The following is a 19948-nucleotide window of genomic DNA, read 5'->3' as shown; positions in this document are numbered from 1 at the left end:
GGGTGCTGTGTCGGGTGATCTTGAAATCGGTGGTGAATCGCGCAGCTTCGGCAGCGGAAAGCGTTGTTCTGGCGGGGTGTCTCGTAACGTGTGGCAAGGCAAGTGGACATGACAGACGTGGAGGGTACGTGCGGACGTGGGTAGCGCCGGGGCGGGTCAACATCATCGGTGAGCACACCGACTACAACGACGGCTTCGTATTGCCCATCGCGCTGCCGCTGGTGGTCGAGTGCGCGGCGCGGGTGCGCACGGACGCGATGGTGCGGGTGGTCTCGCGGCAGCGGCCGGACGAGACGGTTCTCGTCGCGGTGGCCGAGCTCGCGGCCGAGCGTGCGCGAGTGCCGGGGTGGTCCCGGTACCCGCTCGGTGTGGTCGCCGAGTTCGTGCGGCGCGGCCACCCGATCGACGGGGTCGACCTCGAATTGGACGGCGCGGTGCCGATCGGCGCCGGGTTGTCGTCCTCGGCGGCGTTGTCCTGCGCGGTGGCCATCGCACTGCGAGATCTGTTCGCGCCCACCGTCACCGAGCGAGAACTGATCGAGCTCGCCCGCGCCGCGGAGAACGACTATGTCGGCGCGCCGACCGGTTTGCTGGATCAGTCCGCCGCGATCCTGTGCACGGCGGGGCACGCGCTGTTCCTCGACATCCGGCGCTTCGTCGAAAACGGCAGCGCCGATGCGACGAATACTGTTGCGCACGAACAGATTCCGTTCGATCTCGCGCGATTCGGGCTGGAGCTGTTGGTGATCGACACCGGCCAGCCGCACGAGCACGTCGACGGCGGTTACGCCGAGCGCCGCGCCCAATGTGAGGCTGCCGCCGCAGAACTCGGCGTGCCCGCGCTGCGCGACATCGATGCGGTGGCCGCGCTCGACCGCATCACCGACGAAGTGTTGCGTCGTCGAGCGCGACACGTGGTCACCGAGAACGCCAGAGTGCTGACAGTTGCCAAAAAATTGCGCAGTGGCGCCGATCCACGCACGATCGGGCCGGTCCTCACCGAAGGACACGCCTCGCTGCGTGACGATTTCGAGGTGTCCACGCCCGCGCTGGACGCCGCCGTCGCCGCGGCGCTCGCGGCCGGGGCGCACGGCGCGCGGATGGTCGGCGGCGGATTCGGCGGTAGTGTGATCGCGCTCGTCGATCGGGACAGCACCGACACCGTGGTGGCCGCGGTGCGGAATCGGTTCGCCGACGCGGGCTTTGCCGAACCGCGTACGTTCGTCGTCGGCCCTGCGGCCGGCGCGCACCGCGCGGATTGAGCGACCGCCCAGGTTTTTGTGCACGATTGTGGCCCGCGAGTCAGGCACAATCACGCAGAGTAGGTGTCGGCCGAGACACCATTCGGTCGGCGACGAGTGAGTCGCGCGCCATGCAGTACCACCCGTAGACGCACGATCTCGCACCACGAAAGAGCTCGCTCGACGCCCGGTTTCACCGCCAGGAGGGACGCTGTGCCGCTTGCCGATTCTGTTCTGATGTCCGCGCTGCTCGCCGCCGAACCGCGGCCGACGGCATCGACCCTGTTAGACGCTTCATCGACCCTGCGGCTGGACGCGGCTCCCGTCGACTTCGTCCTGGTCGCCCTGTATTTCGTGTTCGTGCTCGGCATCGGCCTGCTCGCCAGACAGCGCGTCTCGTCCAGCATCGACTTCTTCCTGTCCGGGCGCTCGCTGCCCGCTTGGGTTACCGGTCTCGCGTTCATCTCCGCGAACCTCGGCGCCGTCGAGATCATGGGCATGTCGGCAAACGGCGCCCAGTACGGCTTCCCGACCTTTCACTACTTCTGGATCGGCGCCATCCCGGCCATGCTGTTCCTCGGCGTGGTGATGATGCCGTTCTACTACGGCTCGAAGGTGCGCTCGGTACCCGAGTTCATGCGCAGGCGCTTCGGCACCGGCGCGCACCTGGTGAACGCGCTCAGCTTCGCGATCGCCCAGGTGCTGATCGCGGGCGTCAACCTGTATCTACTCGGCAGCATCCTGAACGTGCTGCTCGGCTGGCCGCTGTGGTTGTCGGTGGTCATCGCGGCGGTGATCGTGCTCTCCTACATCACCCTCGGCGGGCTGTCGGCCGCGATCTACAACGAGGTGCTGCAGTTCTTCGTCATCGTGGCCGCGCTGCTGCCGCTCACGCTGGTCGGCCTGCACAAGGTCGGCGGCTGGGACGGGTTGCGGGACAAGGTGACCGCGTCGCCCGGCGGCGGGACGCAACTGGAATCCTGGCCGGGTAACGAACTGAGCGGATTCAGCAACAACATCCTCTCGGTGATCGGCATCGTGTTCGGGCTCGGCTTCGTGCTCTCGTTCGGCTACTGGACCACCAACTTCGTCGAGGTGCAGCGCGCGCTGGCCACGCACTCCATCTCGGCGGCCCGGCGCACCCCGATCCTCGGCGCCTACCCGAAGATGTTCATCCCGCTGATCGTGGTGATCCCCGGCATGATCAGCGCGGTGCTGGTGCCGCAGATGAGCGAGTACAAGGCGGCCAAGGTCGCGAATCCGGACTTCACCAGCGACACCACCTACAACCAGGCGTTGCTGTATCTGATGAAGGAGGTGCTGCCGAATGGCCTGCTCGGCGTCGGCATCGCCGGTCTGCTCGCGGCATTCATGGCGGGCATGGCGGCCAACATCTCGGCGTTCAACACGGTCTTCAGCTACGACCTGTGGCAGCAGTACGTGCGCAAGGACCGCCCGGATGGGTACTACCTGACCATCGGCAGGCTGGCCACTGTCGGCGCGACCGTGGTGGCGATCTTCACCGCGTTCATCGCGTCGAGCTTCAGCAACATGATGGACTATCTGCAGACCCTGTTCAGCTTCTTCAACGCACCGCTGTTCGCGACGTTCATCCTCGGCATGTTCTGGAAACGGATGACGCCGACCGCGGGCTGGATGGGTCTGGTGTTCGGAACCGGTTCCGCCGTGGTGGTTTTCATCCTGCACCAGACCAAGGTGTTCCACCTGTCCGGTCAGGGTTCGAGTTTCTTGGCCGCCGGCGTCGCGTTCGTGGTGGACATCGTGGTGAGCGTGCTGGTCACCCAGGTGACCAAGCCGAAGCCGGTGGCCGAACTCGTCGGCCTGGTCTATTCGGAAACCCCGAAGGAAGCTCGCACCGATCCGGACCAGGACTCGCTGCCCTGGTATCAGCGCCCGGTGCTGCTCGCGGGCATCGCCCTGGTCCTCGTCATCGCCCTCAACATCATCGTCGGATAAGGAGCCGCAATGCTTTTCGACATCCGCACCATCGTCGGCACCCTGCTCGGCAGCTATGGCGTCGTCCTGATCATCACCGGCCTGGTCAGCAATACCGCTGCCGACCAGGCCAAGACCGGCAATATCAACGTCAACCTCTGGGCGGGGATCGGGATGGGCGTGGTCGGCCTGCTCTTCATCGCCTGGGTGCTGCTGCGTCCGATCGCCGTGCCGGAGAAATCGCCCGCCGCGGAGATCGACGACAAGCCGTCGGCCACCCCGTAGCGAGCGTGCGTAAAGGCCCCGCCTGGTCTACCGGGCGGGGCTTTTCGTTGTGCGTTGCACAATACGCAGTGCAGACCGATCGGTCGGTGATTCTGTTCACAAGTAGCTGAACAGCTGGTATTCCTGAGCGAAATGCGTTTGTTCGATGGCCGCCCCGCCCCGTAACGTCAGTTCGGTTTGTTCGGCTAATGAATCAGGAATGGAGTGAACCGCCATGAAACCAGTGACTGAGCGCGACATCAGGTCGTCGTTCATCAACTGTTCCAAGACCGAGGCCAAAAAGCTGCCGGTGCCAAAAGATCTCGACGATCGCCCCTGGGACGATCTCGACTTTCTCGGCTGGAGCGACCCGTCGCTGCCCGGCCGGTGCTATCTGGTCATCCCGAAGGACGACGACGAGCTGATCGGGGTCGCGCTGCGCTACGAAACCGGTGGGTCGGGTCGGGCCCAGATGTGCTCGATCTGCCTGACCACGCACACCGGCACCGGCGTGTCCCTGCTGACGGCGGCCAAGGCGGGTCCGTCCGGACGCAAGGGCAACACGGTCGGCACTTACATGTGCACCGACCTGGCCTGCTCGCTGTACGCGCGGGGCAAAAAGACTCCGGCACTGGGCAATCGGTACCGGGAGAATTTGAATCCCGAGCAGAAGGTCGAGCGGATGCTCGCCAATATGCAGGCGTTCGTCGCCAGGCTGTACACCTAGATCCAGCCGCTAGCTGATGCACATCGCTAGCTGAAGCAGTCCGCACTATTCGAAATGGAGGTAGATGCCATGCGCCGACACTTGACACTCGGCTCGTCGAACCCGCACCCCGAGTTCCGCGACAGGGCAAGCACACTCGGGGTGCGCGAGGTTCCTCTCCGGTCGAGACGGCCTGGCCGCAGCCAGACCGCCTCATCCGGAGAGGAACCATCTATTACCCGGCTTTCGCGGTACGCGTCCGTGCCGTGAGGCCGATCAGCACGTCGATGGCGAGGAAGGCGAGCAGGCTCAGCCCGACCAGCGGGACGAACCAGCCGACCAGCAAAGCCGCGGCCAGCACCGGCACCGCCAACCACGGCGAGGTCCGGCGCAACGCTCCCCGTTTCGGCGCCCGGCCCAGCGCGGGCCGTCCCGTCCGGCGGGTCGGCCGCCTGCGCCACCACATCAGGTAGCCGCGCACCAGCACGGTGATAAGTCCGATCATGACGACGAGCAGCAGCAACTGGTTGAGCAGACCGAACAGCAAGCCCATGTGGAATTGGATTCCCCAGTTGGTGAGCTTGGCCATCAACGGCCAGTCGGCGTAGGCGAGCCGGTCGGTGACCGCGCCGGTGGCGCCGTCGATCGCGACCGCGTCGACCGTGTAGGTGCCCGGCATCCGGCGTTCCTTCACGGTGAAGGCCTGATCCGACTTGGCCGGGAAGGTGATCTCCGCGGCCTGCGTCACGTCGTTGGCGCGGGCCGTCTCGTAGACGCGGTCTACCTGGGCGATTCGGAAGATCGGGTCGACCGTGGCGGGTGTCATCACGTGGCCCTCGTGGTGCTCGCCGCCCGAATGGTGTTCGGGTGCGGCGGATCCCGGTAGTGCCGTGGCGACGGTCGGCGTGGTCCAACTCAGCTGCTGACGCAGTTCGGTGATGTTCTCGCCCGCGTAGATCGACCAGGTCATGCCGGTCGCGGACAACAGCAGGATGATCGGCAGCACCCACATGCCGACGGAGCCGTGCCAGTTCACCGTGCGGCCGCGGCCGTTCTGCGCGCGGTCCGGTGCGAAGAGCCAGGCCGCCGAGTTCCGGTTCCGCCTGGTGCGCACGCGGCGCACCCATACGAGCAGACCGGCCAGCGCGATGACCCACAGCCAGGACGCGGCCAGCTCGCTGTAGAGGCGGCCGGGCTCGCCCAGGTGCAGGTCGCGATGGAGGCGGTCGATCCAGGTGCGCAGGGGGAGTGCGCCGGAACTGCCGTAGACGACGGAGTCGCCGACCGGCTGGGCCGTGTACGGGTTGACGAAGACGGCGCGGCGTTCGGATTCGCCGAGTGACGGGTCGTTGAACAGCACGCGGGTGGTGTCCTCGGCGCCGGCTGCGGGCGCGACCGCGGCCAGTGTGAGGTTCGGTTGGGTCGCGACGGCGGCGTTGATCTGCTCGGCCAGCGGCTTCGGCGCGCCGCCCGCCTCGACCGTCAGCAGGTCACGCGAGACGATCGACTCGAGGGTAGGTGAGATGGCGTAGAGGGCGCCGGTGACGGCGGCGACGAGAATGAACGGGGCGACGAAGATGCCCGCGTAGAAATGCAGGCGCATGGCCAACGCGTACAACCCATTTCGGGCCGTCGGTTTGTTGCGTGCGGGGGTCGGCCGCGGTGTCGGCTCGGGGGTGGGCGGTGGTAGTTCGGCTTCAGCGGTGATGGTTTCTGTTGTGCTCACGGTCATTTCGTTTCTGCGGTTCGGGAACCCGGTGGGGGCGGGCGTTGTTCCCGAGGTGCGGTCGGGATCGGTGCTTCAGGTGCGGCATGGCCGGCGGCATCGGTTGGGCGACAACGCATGTCGAGGGAATTGGGGTCGGATCGACATGGTTCGACGCCCCGGACCCGCGAGTGCGGTGATGACGCCCACTGATCAGCAGGGTTTGCGCGGACGTCGGTGCCGCAACGCCACGGTGGCAACGAGTTCGACGGAATGGTCATGTCGACGAGACGGCGAGGGACAACGGCGGTGGGAATCTCGGTTCGCCATTCGCCGATAAGTCGACTCGCATGCGAAGACTAGCCAAATGTTCGCTGGAACGATCAAGGCGCTCATGGGAACACGCGCTTCGTGGGTGCAGCGCTAAGGCGAAGTCAGCTGGCGACGGCGAGCGGTGGGCCGCGGGTTCGCCGCGATTCGGCGGCGAACAGGCGCAGGATGACGCGATCCCGGTGGCTGGTGCGCAGCGGTGCCGGGTCGGCGAGAACTGGTGCTGACCGGCGCGGCCGCAGTACCCGGAAGAGCACCGCGGTTCCGGCTCGATAGGCGGCTTCCGCACCGCGGATGACAATGGCGGCGGCAACGGCCGCGATCAGGTGTGCGCTGAGCATCGCCGGCGTCAGCTGGGCATCGCCGTGATGCATGTGCCCGGAGCTGAATCCCATGGTCAAGTGGCCGAGCAGCTGCCCGGCGACGAGCGCCGTGACCAGCCCGACCGAGGTGTCCCGCAGCGGCGCGAGCCCGGCCACCAGCGCGCCGATAATCGCGGCGGCGGCAACCAGCAAGGCAAGCGTCGTACCGTCCGGCACCATCCCGCCGGACGCCCAGCCGTGTGCCGCAACGGAAATGGTTCCCGAGATCGCCCCGGCCGAACCACCGCGCACCCGCGCGATGGCACCGCGATACCCCGCGGCAGACCGGCCGAACTCGATACTCACGCGCTGATAGTAGCCGACGAATTGCGCGCAAATTCCCCAGTGACAAACGCCGGACGAACAACAGAAGATCGAACTCGCACGCCGATCACGCGCACATCACAGCCGCACGTCCCCTGATTTGCCGCGCTCGGAATCGCATGCGGCAAATCAGGAGACGCAGGTGTGCGGTCAGCTCGCTTCGATCTCCATCTCGATCAGCGGCTTGCGCAGCAGCTTGCCGGTGGCGTTGCGGGGGAGCTCATCGAGGAAGATCACCTCGCGCGGCACCTTGTAGCGGGCCAGGTTCGCCTTGACGAAGTCCTTGATCTCCTGCGGGTCGCGCGTGGAGTCCGGCCCGGGAACCACGAACGCGCGCAACCGCTTGCCGAATTCGCGATCGTCGACGCCGACCACGGCGGCCTCGAAGATGTCCTCGCGCCCGGCGATCAGGTTCTCCACCTCGAGCGGGAAGACATTCTCGCCGCCGGAGACGATCATGTCGTCGTCGCGGCCGTCGATGTACAGCAGGCCCTCGGCATCGAAATGCCCGACGTCGCCGCTGTTCATCATGCCGTCCACCATTTCCTTGGTGCGGCCGTCGGTGTAGCCGCTGAACGCGAAACCGTTGTCGACGAAGATCGTTCCGGTGACATCGGGCCGGGTGATCGGCTTGCGGTTCTCGTCCAGCAACACGATCCGGATCCCGACCGGGGCCTTGCCCGCGGTGGTCGGCGCCTTGCGCAGGTCCTCGGGGGTGGCGACCGTCATGACCGCGCATTCGGTGGAGCCGTACAGGTTGTAGAGGGTGTCGCCGAAGTAGTCCAGGGTGCGGGTGACCACGTCGGGGGCGATGGCCGAGCCCGCCGCGAAGATCACCTTGATGGTGCTCGGGTCGTACTTGGCCAGCACCTCGTCGTCCAGGTCGAGGATGCGCTGCAGCATGGTCGGCACCACCACCAGCGAATCGGCCCGGTACTTCACGATGTTGGCCAGCGTCTGCTCCGGGTCGAAGCGGCGCTGCTGGAAGATGACCCGGTTGCCGAGGGCGACGCCGATGGTGAACTGGGAAAGGCCGGTGCCGTGGAAGATCGGCGCCGCCATCACCATGGTGCCGTTGTGCGGCAGCGGCACTCGGTCGACGAACTGGGCCGAGGCGAACGGGCTCACCTTGTCGCGCGGCGCGCCCTTGGGCGTTCCGGTGGTGCCGCTGGTCAGGATGATCATGCCGCCGGCCTTCGCGGGGGCGGGCAGCGCGGCGGTGGACTGTCCCGCGGACAGCGACTCGATGGTCGCGATCGACGGATCGACGTTGTCCTTCGCGTCGACCCAGGTGAGCACCCGGGGAATCTCGGCGGGGATGGCGCTCATCAGGTCGACGAACTCGCTGTCGTGCAGCACCGCCTTCACCTTTTCGCGCGCGGCGACATCGGCGAACTGCGGCTTGGCGAACCCGGTGTTCATCAGCACCGCGCGCACGCCGAGCTTGCCCGCCGCGAGCAGGCTCAGCACCATGCCGCGGTGATCGCGGGCCAGCACCGCCACCACGTCACCCGGCTGGATGCCGTGCGCCGCGAGGCCGCGGGCAAACGCGTTCGACTGCTCGTTCAGCTGGCCGAAGGTCAGCTCACCGCGCTCGTCGACGATGGCGCCCGCGTCCGGCCTGGTCTGCGCGGCATGCATGGCGACGCCGGCGAACGGGCCGAACTTGACCACGTTGAACGCGGACCGCAGGGCGTGATCGAGCCGGAGCGGATTGAACAGCCGCCGCTTGACCATGACGTTCACGCCGAGGGCGAGATCGCCCGCCTTGCGGGCAGTGCCACTCAACGCGGGGAAGGAGACAACCATTCGACAACAACCTTCCGGCGGCCCCACCCGGTGTGAGCCGATGGGTGGTGCGGACCGCAGCTTCGGGATCCAGTGCTATCGCTAACAGTAGCAAGCATCTGTAACCCGATGTGTCACGTATCTCAACAGCGGCTACCGATGGGTAACCAGTTGGGGTCGCCGCGCCGAGATCAGGGGGTGACCTCGTGCTCCACCAGCACCCGGCGCAGCAGCTTGCCGGTCGGGTTGCGCGGCAGGTCGTCGAGGAAGATCACCTCGCGCGGCACCTTGTAGCGGGCCAGGTTGTTCTTGACGTAGGCCTTGATCTCCTCGCCGTCGGGTGTGTAGCCCGGCTCGGGAACGACGAAGGCGCGCAACCGCTTTCCGAATTCGGCGTCGTCCACGCCGACGACCGCCGCGTCGTAGATGTCCGTGCGCTCCAGCAGCAGGTTCTCCACCTCCTGCGGGAAGACGTTCTCGCCGCCGGAGACGATCATGTCGTCGTCGCGGCCGTCGACCATCAAGAGGCCGTGCTCGTCGAAGTGACCGACATCACCGCTGGACATGTAGCCGTCGATGATCTGCTTGTGGCGGCCGTCGGTGTAGCCCTCGAACGGTGTGCCGCTGCGGATGAAGATGCGCGCGGTGGTGTTGATTGCGCTGACCTGCTTGTCGTTGTCGTCGTAGAGCCGCACCTCGCAGGTGATCGGCGCGCGCCCGACGGTGCCGGGGGCCAGCGCGAGCTCCTCCGGATTGGCGATGCTGGCGACCGAGCATTCGGTGGAGCCGTACAGGTTGTACAGGACGGGCCCGAACACCTGGGTGGCCTTGACGGTGAGCTCCGGCGACAGCGCCGAGCCCGCGAGCAGGATGACCTTCAGCGAGGAGATGTCGTACTTGGCGCGGATCGCCGGGTCCAGTTCGGTCATCCGATGCAGCATGGTCGGCACCGCGACCAGCAGTTCCGCCTTGTGATCGGCGATCAGCTTCAACGTGGCCTCGGCGTCGAAGCGCCTGCGCATCACCACCTTGTTGCTCATGGCCATGCCGACGAGCCAGCTGCCGAAACCGGTGCTGTGGAAGATCGGCGACACGATCACCTGGGCGCCCCGGAACGGGAACGGGACCCGGTCCAAGAACTGCGCGGTAGCCAGCGGCGACACCTTGGCACGCGTCGCGCCCTTCGGCAGGCCGGTGGTGCCGCTGGTGAGGATGATGAAGCCGCCCGGCTTGCTCGGGTTGGGCAGCTCGGCGCTGGAGTTGCCGGTGATCAGATCGTCGAGAGTCTGTGCGCCCTCGGGCAATTCGGTGCCTTCGTCCACCCAGGTGAGGAAGCGCGGCAGGTCGGCCGGCAGTGCGTCGAGCAGGCCGAGGAACTCGCTGTCGTGCAGCATCGCCTTGACCTTCTCGCGCTGGCACACCTCGGCGAACTGCGGCTTGGCGAACCCGGTGTTCATCAGCGCGATCCGCACGCCGAGCTTGCTCGCGGCGACCATCGCCAGGATGAGGCCGCGGTGATCGCGGGCCAGCACGCCGACGACGGTGCCCTCGGTGATCCCGGCCGCCTGCAAACCCCGCGCGATCGCGGTCGACTGCTTGTCGATCTGGCCGTAGGTCAGTTCGCCGCGCTCGTCGGCCAAGCCGGGGGAGTCCGGGGCGATGCGCGCGTTGTGCCGGATCAAGGTGGCCTGCGGGCCGAAGATCTGCGATTCCCTCAGTGTCCGAAGGGTTTCCAGCGGCTTGCGCGGATCGGAAACACCGCGGGACCGGAGCACCCCGAGCGCCTTGAGGTTCTCAAGCGCGTGCGCCACCTTCATGTCGAACACCTCCACCAGCAAACTCGCGTCGGTACTCGACCTAGCGATATACGAACGGCGTAACTGAGGTCATAACCGTAGCAGCGGCGTGTCGGGTGTCACACAGCTACGTGTCGAGTTATCGGGCATCGGTGTTTCGCGCCGACCGCGCCGACGGCTATTTGACAGCGCCGCGCGGAGCGCGTTCGATACCGGTAGGGGGTAGTCGAAGAGAGAGAATGGAGCTGAGTCAACGATGATCATCAAGCTTGTTCGATCGACTGCGGTACCGGCGGACTGCTCGTGCGGTCCGTCCTGCCAGTGCGGGTGCCAGTCTGGCGGCTCGTGCAGTTGCGGTAGCGATAACTGCTGAGCCCGCGGTCAGCGCCGTGCGCTGGCCAATGCGATGAGCAGTGGCACCAACCGGGCCGCGGGCACCTCGAAACGCCCGCGGCCCGCGGTGTGCAGCCAGCCGACCGCCGCCAGCTGTCGCAGATGGTGATAGACCTGCCCGGACGTGCCGACACCCTCCAGTCCGACGAGTTCCGCCGCGGTCCGCCGGCCACCCATGATTTCCCGCAGGAGTCGTAGCCGTACCGGATTGCCAAGCGCGGCAAGGCATTCCGCAGTCTCGGCCCAGTCGTCCTCGATAAGGTCGCCGGTGGTGAACGTCGCCTGCCACCCGTAGTGCTCGTCGGTCGGTAGCCGGACCGAACCGGCGAAGAGGACGCCGCCGTTCGGCTCGTCGTCCGCGACGAACTCCTCGTGCAGGCGGACCGCCGCCCAGCGGTCATCGCTGTTCGCCGCCACGTGACCGTTTGCGTGCACCTCGGCCAATTCGTCGAGCCGCCGTTCGAGTTCCGCAACCCGCTCTTCCAGACTCACGCCACCGAAGCTACGGAATTACGTAATTCCAGACAAGAGGTCGATCGCGGGTCCTCCGGTGACAGTTCGGGCCCCACGACGCACGTCGCGGGACCCGAAGCGTCGAATCGATCAGTTGTAGACGGCGCCGAACGACGGAACCGAGATCGTGCCCAGCTGGTACTGGTATCCGTCCGGATTCGCATCGCTCACCGGAACCGACCAGCGGTGCCACAGGCTGCCGTACACCGCGGCCACGATCATGCCGCCGCCGGGATTGAGCGGTCGCGTCCGGATCGTGGTGTCCACGGGAACGTCCTGGTGTTCGTAGAGCACCTCGGTCCCGCTCTGCCCGGTGGACACGTTGATCCACAGCACTTCCAGTTTGGCGCCACCCTGATTCGGCGCGATCGTGCCGGGCCCGCCGAAGAATCCGAACCGGAACCCGTCGAGCCCGAGCGCGATGCCCGACCCGTACACACCCGGCCCGTCACCACGCCCGATATCCGACTGCGCCGGAATCTGGAACGGCTGCGCGGGCAACGCCACCTGCCCCGCCTTACGCACCTGCCCGGAAGCCACCAGCCGATCCACCGCCTGCTCGGCCGCCGGATTCCCCGCGGCCGCGGCCCGCAACTGCTGCACCGCACCGGCCCAGTCAACGCTCGCCGGTTCGGCACCGGCATTCCCCGCAAAAACACTCGCTACCACCGCCGTGGCGGCCAAGACGCTGGCGAGTCGACGCGTCACGCTCAGTCGTTCCATATCCAGTTGCTCCTCGAGGTCTCTGGTACAGCTCGAAAGAAAATTCGTCCGCTGAATTTGTCGATCAAGAAACGCGGGCCGTTACGTTGCCAGCGATTCCCTACCCGGGTCCACTATCCGCCCGCACGTGTCGCTTTTGCGCTAGGGACACGTTGGGGGAGCGCGTGTCCCGGACGGCGGCTGTGCTGCAACGACTGACCGTGCTAGATCCGGCCTGTCGGTGGAGGATATCCCGTCGGGAACGTTCCTATCTGGCCATAATGCTGTAATTCGTTCGCCGCCAGAAGGTTTGCGTACAGGGTGGTGCGCCGTCGAGCGCGAATTGTGAAACGGATGTGTTCGCACTGATTTGCGAATCGGGCCGAAAGTTGTTGGTGGGCACAGGTATTGTGGTGCCACTTCCTTCCGAGGGGCGATGGACACGGTCCAAACATCGCGCCCAGGGAGGAGGTGGTGGGTATGGCGAAACATCGCCGGAAAAAGAGCAAGGCCCCGGTCGATTACGGCATCATCCTCACAGTTGCTGCCGTGATCGCCGGGGCGCTCGTTGTGGTCCGCCGAGTGCGGGCGCATAGGTAAATACCCACATGTGAGGCCGCTGTTGGAGCAGCGGTCTCACCGCTCGGCGTCACCCACAGGTGACACATCGACTTTACCTCGAGCGGGCGCTTGCCTGCCAGACGACTGCGAGATCCGGCCTGTCGGTGGAGGATGTCCCCGTCGGGAACGTTCCTATCTGGCTAAAATGCTGTAATTCGTTCGCCGCCAAAAGGTTTGCGTACAGGGTGGTGCGCCGTCGAGCGCGAATTGTGAAACGGATGTGTTCGCACTGATTTGCGAATCGGGCCGAAAGTTGTTGGTAGGCCCAGGTATTGTGGTGCCACTTCCTTCCGAGGGGCGATGGACACGGTCCAAACATCGCGCCCAGGGAGGAGGTGGTGGGGAATGGCGAAACATCGCCGGGTAAAGAGCAAGGCCCCGGTCGATTACGGCATCACGTTTGCATCTGCTGTCGTAATCGCCGGGGCGCTCATCCTGGTCCGCCGAGTTTGGCAGGCTAGGTAACCCAGCCCATCAGGTGGGGCCGTCGTTCGCAGCGGCGGTCCCACCGCTCGGCATCACTCTCGTGATGACCCGATCTTACCAAGTCCTCCCGCATGTGTGCAGGTAGTTCGAGGCGTCCTGCTGCGGTGTCGTTCTCGGCGAAAGCGGGCCGTAGCGCTTAGCTTTCTAGGATGCTAGCATCCTAGCGTGGGCGATGAGGAGATTAAGCAGTTCAACGTGTACCTGCCGGTCGGGCTGATCAAGCAGGTCAAACACCACTCCATCGAGTCGGGGCTCTCACTGTCGGCGTTGGTTGCCGCGGCGCTGCGCGCCTACCTCGATGACGCCGACGGGCAACGACGCAACTCGATCGAAAAGGAATCCTGATGACTACCAATGGCATTGAGGCTGTTTTCCTGGAGACGCACAACTGGGGCAAGGCGGCGAAGTTCTTCCAGGCGCTGGGCTATGAATTGGAGTTCGAGACCGACCACGACTCCGGTCAGCTCCGAAACGGTGACGGCCCTTACGTATTCATCGCCGAGGTGCCCAAGAACAAGACGCCCGGGATGCAACTCGTGCTGAAAGCGACCGATACGGAGGCGATCGCGACCGATTCGGCCGTCGAGGTCGTCACGCCGCTCGAGGAAACCCACTACGGGACAAGGGAAATGACCGTCCGCGACCCGGACGGACGTCTCTGGACCCTGCAGGCCGAGAAGTAGCCGTAAGGAGAACCCGCATGGCAGAGGTGCCGGACAACACGGCCGTACGAACCGCCCTGTGGCGGGCGATGCACGTCCAGGTCGACCCGCCGCCACATGTACTAGAGGACGAGCTCGGCCTGCGACTCGTCGCACCCGACGCGGACTGGCGCAGCCGTCCGGATATGGATCCTGTTGGTACCAGCGGATTCCGGGCATCGATGGTGGCCCGCGCGCGATTCATCGAAGACCTGGTAGCCGAACAGGCCGACCGAGGTGTCGACCAGTACGTCTTGCTGGGCGCGGGTTTGGATACCTTCGCTCAGCGCAGACCCGAGATAGCCTCTCGTTTAACCGTTTTCGAGATCGACCAACCAGCCACCCAAGCCTGGAAACGGCAGCGCCTGACCGATCTCGACCTCGCCATCCCCACCTGGCTGCGGCTGGTCCCGGTCGATTTCGAGACAACCGAATCCTGGTGGGACCAACTGCTTGCCGCCGGTTTCGATCCGGCCCGCCCCGCAGTCGTCACCTCCACCGGCGTAAGCATGTACCTCACCAAGGAAACCACCGCAGCCACCTTGCGACAGCTATCCGCGCTGGCCCCCGGCTCGACGCTCGCAATGACCTTCCTCCTGCCAACCGACCTACTCGCCGCCCCCGACCGCTCCGGACTCCAAGCCTCCGAAAAGGGGGCCCGCGCCGCCGGAACCCCGTTCATCAGCTTCTACACCCCACCGGAAATACAGGAACTAGCGGAGCAAGCTGGTTTCAAAGCCACCCAACATGTTTCGGGCACCGCTCTGGCCGACCGCTACTTCGCGGACCGCACCGACGGCCTCCGCCCCTCGACCGGAGAAGACTTCCTGATCGCCACCACTTAACACAAAAAACCGGCGCCGGTCCACAGTGGACCGACGCCGGTTTCCGTTGTGCGACTTACTACTTCAGCTCAGCACTGGTCTTGCCGAGCACCCGGCGAGCCACGATGAGCTGCTGGATCTGCTGGGTGCCTTCGAAGATGTCGAGGATCTTGGAGTCGCGGCCCCACTTCTCCAGCAGGGTGCGCTGGGAGTAGCCGATGGCGCCGGCCAGCTCGACGGCCTTGAGCGAGACGTCGGTGCCGGTGCGGCCGGCCTTGGCCTTGGACATGGAGGCCTCGAGCGAGTTCGGCTTCTTGTTGTCGGCCATCCACGCGGCGCGCAGCGACAGCAGGTAGGCGGACTCGTAATCGGCTTCCATGCGCAGGAATTCGGCGGCCGCGGCGTGCTGGTTGTTCGGTGGGGTGTCGTAGGAGATCTCGACACCAGCGTCGGTCAGGATGGCACGCAGCTCCTCGAGGGCGGCGCGGGCCACGCCGACCGCCATCGCGGCCACCAGCGGACGGGTGTTGTCGAAGGTCTGCATGACCCCGGCAAAACCCTTCTCCACGTTGACTTCCGGGCTACCGAGGATGTTGTCCTTCGGAATCCGGCAGTCCTGCAGCAGCAGCACGGCGGTGTCGGAGGCCTTGATGCCGAGCTTGTGCTCGAGCCGGGCCACCGAGAGACCGGGAGCGTCGCGCGGCACGACGAACGACTTGATCGCCGCGCGGCCGAGGCTCCTGTCGACCGACGCCCACACCACGATATGGGTGGACCGCTGGCCTGCGGTCACGAAGATCTTCTCGCCGTTGAGTACCCACTCGTCGCCGTCGAGCACGGCGGTGGTGGTGACGGCGGCAGAGTCGGAACCGAACGACGGCTCGGTGATGGCCATCGAGGCCCACACCTTGCCGAAGCGCTTGAGCTGCTCGTCGGTGGCGACGGCCGCGATGGCCGCGTTGCCAAGACCCTGGTAGGGGATCGAGAGCATCAGGCCGACGTCGCCCCAGGAGGTCTCCAGGGCGTTCAGCAGCGCGGACATGTTGCCGCCGTTGCTGTTTCCGAGCAGCTCGGTGGCGTGCGCGTCCGACTCGCTGTCGTCCTCGCGGCCGCCCGCAGCGCCGCCGATCTTCTGGGTGCCGGAGTCGGCGAGGCCTTCCACCATGGCGGCCATGGTGTCCAGCTCGACCGGGTACTCGTGCTCGGCGAGGTCGTACTTGCGCGAGATCGGCCGGAAGATCTCGGTCGCGACCTGGTGGGCCTGGTTGGCGCTGGCCCGCAGCTTCTTGGGGAGTTCGAGGTTGATCATGGGGAGGTCTCCTGGAAGGTAAGGAACGGGCCGGTTAGATGAGCACGACACCTTCGGCGACGCCGATGCCCCGCAGATCGCGGTACCAGCGCTCGACCGGGTGTTCCTTGGTGAAGCCGTGGCCGCCGAGCAGCTGCACGCCGTCCAGGCCGATCTGCATTCCCTTGTCCGTGGCCAGCTTTCGGGCCAGCGAGGCCTCACGGGCGAAGGATAGACCCTGCTCCGCGCGCGAGGCGCCGCGCAGGGTGACCAGCCGCAGGCCGTCGAGCTCGATCGCGATGTTGGCGACCATGAAGGCGACCGCCTGCCGGTGCGAAATCGGCTCGCCGAACGCTTCGCGCTCGTTCACGTAGGGGATCACGTAGTCCAGCACGGCCTGACCGGTGCCGACCGCGAGCGAGGCCCAACCGAGGCGGGCCAGCCGAACGGCGTCGGCGTAGTCCTCGGCGCGCTGCTTGGCGTCACCGTCGCCGAGGATGGCTTCGGCGCCGACCGCGACATTGTCGAGCAGCAGGCGACCGAGACCGGCGGCACGCAGACCCATGCTCGGGTCGGCCTCGACCACCAGGCCCGGGGTGTCCGACGGGACGATGAAAAGCGAAGGGCGACCGTCGAGTTCGGCGGCGATCAGGAACAGCTCGGCATCCGCGGCGGCGGGCACCAGGCTCTTCACGCCGGAGATCCGGTAGCCGCTCGGCGAACGAACGGCCTTGGTCTGCAAGGCGAACGGGTCGAACAGCGCGCGCGGCTCGCTGATCACCACGGAGGCCTGCGGCACGTTCTCGCCGGTGAAGGCGGGCAGGTAGGTCTTCTGCTGCGCGTCGGTGCCCCACTGGGACAGCGCGACCGCGACGCCGCTCGGCGCGAGGATCGGCAGCGCCAAGCCCATGTCGCCGTGCGCAAGCGCCTCGGCCACAAGGGAATTGGTGACCGCGCCGCGCTCGGACGCCGCGCCCTCCAGCTCCTCGGGGACGTTGATCAGCGTGATGCCGAGCTGGGCGGCGCGCTCGAGCAGGTCACGCGGGGCCTTCGCGGCGGCATCGGCGTCGTAGGCGGCCGGGCGCAGGATCTCTTCGGAGAATTCCCGCACCGTCTCGACGATCATCTGCTGCTCGTCGCTCGGGGTGAGGTCGAAGAAGTCCTTCGTCTTCGCCTCGTTGGGCGCGAGCCGCTTCGGCGCACCGTTGCCGGTGACCTTGGCGAAGGCGCGGGTGGCGGCGCCGAGCGTGCGGAAACCGGTCTTGGTGCCTTCGTAGGTGACTCGCTCGATCGGCTTGCGCAGGTTGTACTTCTCGGCGAGCTCCGACCCGGTAATGGTCGTCATCACCCGCATGGCCGCGCCCATCCAGTCCCGCTTGGGGTGGCTGAGGCCGACTGCGGACGTGTCTGGACTTCGCTTCGTTGCGCTGTCTCGAGTGCTCATCATCACCTGTTTTCTCGGGTGGGTGGGGTGAGGTCTTGGCCCCGGCTATCTTACTCCTGAGTAAGACTATCTTACTCCAGAGTAAGAACCGCGTCGAGGTGCAGCATACGCCCCATATCTATGCCAGGCTGGCCGGGTGCCTATTGTCGCGGCGCTGTTCGCCGTTGTCCTGATCGCATGTGCCCCACGTTATGGGTATCACCGGGACGAGTTGTACTTTCTGGCGGCTGGTCGCCACCCTTCGTGGGGGTACCCGGATCAGCCGCCGCTAACGCCGCTGATTGCCAAGGTGATGGCGGCGATCGATCCCGATTCGTTATTGCTGCTGCGGCTGCCCGCAGTGCTCGCGGCCACCCTGGTGGTGGTGTGCGCCGGGCTGATGGCGCGGGAGTTCGGGGGCGGGCGGGGAGCGCAGGCGCTGGCGGCCGCCACGGTGGCGAGTGCGGCGGTGGTTATGGGGGCCGGGCACTTGTTGAGCACCGCCGTGTTCGATCTGGCCGCGTGGTCGGTGGTGTCGCTGGTGGTGCTGATACTGATCCGGGAGATCGGTGGACTCCGCGAGGATGATCGGCCGGAAGACATTGCGGCTGAAGGTCGTGCGGCCGGAGCGCGCCGAAATATGTTCCGGCTCAGCGGTCCACGGTGGTGGCTGCTGATCGGCCTGGTGGTCGGTCTCGGGTTGCAGAACAAGCTGCTGCTGATCTTCCCGGTGCTCGCGTTGCTGGTATCGCTGCTGGTATTCGGCCCCCGAAAGCTGTTCGCCACCAAGTTCTTTCCGATGGCCATCGCTATCGCGGTGCTGCTCTGGCTGCCCTACCTGGTGTGGCAGGCGCGCAACGGGTGGCCGCAGTGGGAGATGAGCCGGGCAATCGCGGGCGGTTCCTCGGGGACGTCGGATTCGCCGATCATGTTCGTGCTCTTGCAGTTCGGGTTGATCGGACCACTGTTGGCGCCGTTGTGGGTGTTCGGCTTGTGGCGGCTGGCTCGCGACACTCGATATCGTGCCTTCGCCGTCGCTTACGGCCTGCTCTTCGTGTTGTTCTTGGCGACCGGAGGGAAGGCATACTACCTGGGCGGGATGTATCCGATCCTGCTCGCGGCCGGCGCGGTCCCGTTCGCCGCGTGGCTGGGTCAGCGGAGAATTCGTTGGGCGGCAGTGAGTTTCGTGGTCGCACTGAACGTGATTTCGTCAGCGGTGCTGTTCCTGCCGGTACTGCCGATTTCCGTGCTGAAGGACTCGCCGGTCCTCGCGATCAACTACGACGCGGGCGAAACGATCGGCTGGCCCGAGTTCACCCGCCAGGTAGGGGAGGTGCGTGCGCGACTCGGCAGCGACGTCGCCATCCTCACCGGCAACTACGGCGAGGCCGGTGCCATCGAACGCTTCGGTGCGCCCTACAACCTGCCGAAACCCCACTCCGGCCACAACTCCTACTGGTGGTGGGGGCCACCGAGCGACACCGCCACCGAGGTGCTCGCAGTCGGCATCGATCGAGACCAGCTGGCACGCGCCTTTACCGACGTCGAACCCGCAGGCCGCATCGACAACACCCGCGACATCGACAACGACGAACAGGGCGCACCCCTGTTCATCTGCCGAAACCTCCGCGCTCCCTGGTCCGAGCTATGGCCACATGCCAAGCACCTCGGCTGACGCCGGACAAGACTGCATCGAGCGTCGAACGGGACATGACGCCGCCATGTCCCGTTCGGCGACTGAGCTACAGGCGGTGATGAGTGAGGAAGTCCTCGACGGTTTTGCGCCACTGATCGGGCTGTTCGGCCATGAGCACATGCCCTGCCGCGATCTCGGCGTATTCCGCGCCGGGGATGGTCTCGGCCAGAAAGCGGGAATTCGACGGATCGACCAAGAGGTCCTCGGTGGCACTGACGACCAACGTCGGCACGGTGACGCGCCCCAAATCGACAGTGGTGTCGACGATTTCGACCAGGTGGGCCTGCCGGCGCGTGCCGCCGGGGATGGTTGTCGCGCCGACTTGCACGAGTTCGTCGATCTGGTCGGCGGGCAGGCCGTTGAAGAATGCGGCGCTGAACGCGTGTGCGAGAGCGAAGCGGGCGAACGTGGTGGTGTCACCGCGGCCGAGCAGGTCCTGCCAGATCTGCACGGCGAGGCGGGCGCGGTTGTCTGCCTTGGCAAATCCCGCGGCGAGGATCAGTCCGCGCACCCGGTCCGGATGGCGCACCGCGGCGCGCACGGCAACCGTGCTGCCGAGGGAGTAACCCACGATGGTGAACGTCTCGACCCCGGCATCGACCGCGGCAGCGACGAGCGCGTCGGCGAGACCGTCGAGGGTGAGCGGGATATCGCTGTCCGGATAGTCGGAGGCGACCACAGTATGTGTCGCGGCGAGCGCGGGGATCAGCACACCGAAGTTGGTCTCGATGGTGCCGCTCGCCCCGTGTGCGAGGACGAGGCCCGGTCCGGTGCCGTGCACCGTGGTCCGCAGGGGAATTGCTGTCATGCCAGCCAAGTTAGGAATTCA

General features: G+C 66.1%; 17 protein-coding genes. 8 read left to right on the top strand and 9 right to left on the bottom strand.

What is annotated here, in order from left to right:
* Positions 1 to 128 precede the first annotated feature (128 nt).
* From galK to ABZ942_RS10665, 4 genes are all read left to right on the top strand, one after another.
* Entirely contained in the window at positions 129 to 1262 is a 1134-nt protein-coding gene (gene galK / locus ABZ942_RS10680; protein ID WP_357380531.1) for a galactokinase, read from the top strand.
* Between the two features lie 216 nt (positions 1263 to 1478).
* Complete coding sequence (locus ABZ942_RS10675; protein ID WP_357380529.1) at positions 1479 to 3218, top strand: sodium:solute symporter family protein; 1740 nt, start codon at positions 1479 to 1481, stop codon at positions 3216 to 3218.
* A gap of 9 nt (positions 3219 to 3227) precedes the next feature.
* Complete coding sequence (locus ABZ942_RS10670; protein WP_357380527.1) at positions 3228 to 3482, top strand: hypothetical protein; 255 nt, start codon at positions 3228 to 3230, stop codon at positions 3480 to 3482.
* 214 nt (positions 3483 to 3696) lie between these two features.
* Complete coding sequence (locus ABZ942_RS10665) at positions 3697 to 4188, top strand: FBP domain-containing protein (RefSeq protein WP_357380525.1); 492 nt, start codon at positions 3697 to 3699, stop codon at positions 4186 to 4188.
* Between the two features lie 214 nt (positions 4189 to 4402).
* Here ABZ942_RS10665 and ABZ942_RS10660 read toward each other — a convergent pair whose 3' ends face one another.
* From ABZ942_RS10660 to ABZ942_RS10635, 6 genes are all read right to left on the bottom strand, one after another.
* Entirely contained in the window at positions 4403 to 5893 is a 1491-nt protein-coding gene (locus tag ABZ942_RS10660) for a PepSY-associated TM helix domain-containing protein (RefSeq protein WP_357380523.1), read from the bottom strand.
* A 413-nt stretch (positions 5894 to 6306) separates the two neighbouring features.
* The gene (locus tag ABZ942_RS10655; protein ID WP_357380521.1) at positions 6307 to 6870 is read right to left on the bottom strand and encodes a hypothetical protein; all 564 of its coding nucleotides are present in this window, start codon (positions 6868 to 6870) and stop codon (positions 6307 to 6309) included.
* Positions 6871 to 7038: 168 nt separating this feature from the next.
* Positions 7039 to 8697 (bottom strand): acyl-CoA synthetase, encoded by a 1659-nt coding sequence (locus tag ABZ942_RS10650; protein WP_357380519.1) that lies wholly within the window; start codon positions 8695 to 8697, stop codon positions 7039 to 7041.
* 170 nt (positions 8698 to 8867) lie between these two features.
* Positions 8868 to 10493, bottom strand: coding sequence for an acyl-CoA synthetase (locus tag ABZ942_RS10645; RefSeq protein WP_357380517.1), 1626 nt, complete (start codon positions 10491 to 10493; stop codon positions 8868 to 8870).
* 360 nt (positions 10494 to 10853) lie between these two features.
* A complete protein-coding gene (locus ABZ942_RS10640) occupies positions 10854 to 11357 on the bottom strand; it encodes a winged helix-turn-helix domain-containing protein (protein WP_357380515.1) in 504 nt (167 codons plus the stop codon).
* Between the two features lie 111 nt (positions 11358 to 11468).
* Positions 11469 to 12101 (bottom strand): hypothetical protein, encoded by a 633-nt coding sequence (locus tag ABZ942_RS10635; RefSeq protein ID WP_357380514.1) that lies wholly within the window; start codon positions 12099 to 12101, stop codon positions 11469 to 11471.
* Positions 12102 to 13352: 1251 nt separating this feature from the next.
* Here ABZ942_RS10635 and ABZ942_RS10630 point away from each other — a divergent pair.
* From ABZ942_RS10630 to ABZ942_RS10620, 3 genes are read left to right on the top strand one after another with little or no spacing between them, the layout of a single operon-like run.
* Entirely contained in the window at positions 13353 to 13532 is a 180-nt protein-coding gene (locus ABZ942_RS10630) for a CopG family transcriptional regulator (RefSeq protein ID WP_357380513.1), read from the top strand.
* Entirely contained in the window at positions 13532 to 13870 is a 339-nt protein-coding gene (locus ABZ942_RS10625) for a VOC family protein (RefSeq protein WP_357380512.1), read from the top strand. Before ABZ942_RS10630 ends, ABZ942_RS10625 begins: the two co-directional genes overlap by 1 nt.
* 17 nt (positions 13871 to 13887) lie before the next feature.
* Positions 13888 to 14733, top strand: coding sequence for a class I SAM-dependent methyltransferase (locus ABZ942_RS10620; RefSeq protein ID WP_357380511.1), 846 nt, complete (start codon positions 13888 to 13890; stop codon positions 14731 to 14733).
* 58 nt (positions 14734 to 14791) lie between these two features.
* On the opposite strand, the gene ABZ942_RS10615 is transcribed toward ABZ942_RS10620, so the two are convergent.
* Positions 14792 to 16021, bottom strand: a complete 1230-nt coding sequence (locus tag ABZ942_RS10615) for an acyl-CoA dehydrogenase family protein (RefSeq protein ID WP_357380510.1) — start codon at positions 16019 to 16021, stop codon at positions 14792 to 14794.
* 34 nt (positions 16022 to 16055) lie between these two features.
* Positions 16056 to 17447, bottom strand: a complete 1392-nt coding sequence (locus ABZ942_RS10610) for an acyl-CoA dehydrogenase family protein (protein WP_357380509.1) — start codon at positions 17445 to 17447, stop codon at positions 16056 to 16058.
* 133 nt (positions 17448 to 17580) lie between these two features.
* Here ABZ942_RS10610 and ABZ942_RS10605 point away from each other — a divergent pair, with 133 nt between their 5' ends.
* Positions 17581 to 19098 carry a hypothetical protein gene (locus ABZ942_RS10605; RefSeq protein WP_357380508.1) on the top strand — a complete coding sequence of 506 codons (1518 nt, stop codon included), beginning with the start codon at positions 17581 to 17583 and terminating at the stop codon, positions 19096 to 19098.
* 67 nt (positions 19099 to 19165) lie between these two features.
* Here ABZ942_RS10605 and ABZ942_RS10600 read toward each other — a convergent pair whose 3' ends face one another.
* Complete coding sequence (locus tag ABZ942_RS10600) at positions 19166 to 19927, bottom strand: alpha/beta hydrolase (protein WP_357380507.1); 762 nt, start codon at positions 19925 to 19927, stop codon at positions 19166 to 19168.
* Positions 19928 to 19948 lie beyond the last annotated feature (21 nt).

The organism is Nocardia sp. NPDC046473, from assembly GCF_040645995.1.
Classification (GTDB): domain Bacteria; phylum Actinomycetota; class Actinomycetes; order Mycobacteriales; family Mycobacteriaceae; genus Nocardia.
This window is presented reverse-complemented; position numbering and strand designations above follow the sequence as displayed.

Coding starts and splice junctions, on each gene's coding strand:
- ABZ942_RS10675 (WP_357380529.1), top strand. CDS start 1,479: ATGTCCGCGCTGCTCGCCGCCGAACCGCGGCCGACGGCATCGACCCTG.
- ABZ942_RS10670 (WP_357380527.1), top strand. CDS start 3,228: ATGCTTTTCGACATCCGCACCATCGTCGGCACCCTGCTCGGCAGCTAT.
- ABZ942_RS10665 (WP_357380525.1), top strand. CDS start 3,697: ATGAAACCAGTGACTGAGCGCGACATCAGGTCGTCGTTCATCAACTGT.
- ABZ942_RS10650 (WP_357380519.1), bottom strand. CDS start 8,697: ATGGTTGTCTCCTTCCCCGCGTTGAGTGGCACTGCCCGCAAGGCGGGC.
- ABZ942_RS10645 (WP_357380517.1), bottom strand. CDS start 10,493: ATGAAGGTGGCGCACGCGCTTGAGAACCTCAAGGCGCTCGGGGTGCTC.
- ABZ942_RS10635 (WP_357380514.1), bottom strand. CDS start 12,101: ATGGAACGACTGAGCGTGACGCGTCGACTCGCCAGCGTCTTGGCCGCC.
- ABZ942_RS10625 (WP_357380512.1), top strand. CDS start 13,532: ATGACTACCAATGGCATTGAGGCTGTTTTCCTGGAGACGCACAACTGG.
- ABZ942_RS10620 (WP_357380511.1), top strand. CDS start 13,888: ATGGCAGAGGTGCCGGACAACACGGCCGTACGAACCGCCCTGTGGCGG.
- ABZ942_RS10615 (WP_357380510.1), bottom strand. CDS start 16,021: ATGATCAACCTCGAACTCCCCAAGAAGCTGCGGGCCAGCGCCAACCAG.
- ABZ942_RS10610 (WP_357380509.1), bottom strand. CDS start 17,447: ATGATGAGCACTCGAGACAGCGCAACGAAGCGAAGTCCAGACACGTCC.
- ABZ942_RS10600 (WP_357380507.1), bottom strand. CDS start 19,927: ATGACAGCAATTCCCCTGCGGACCACGGTGCACGGCACCGGACCGGGC.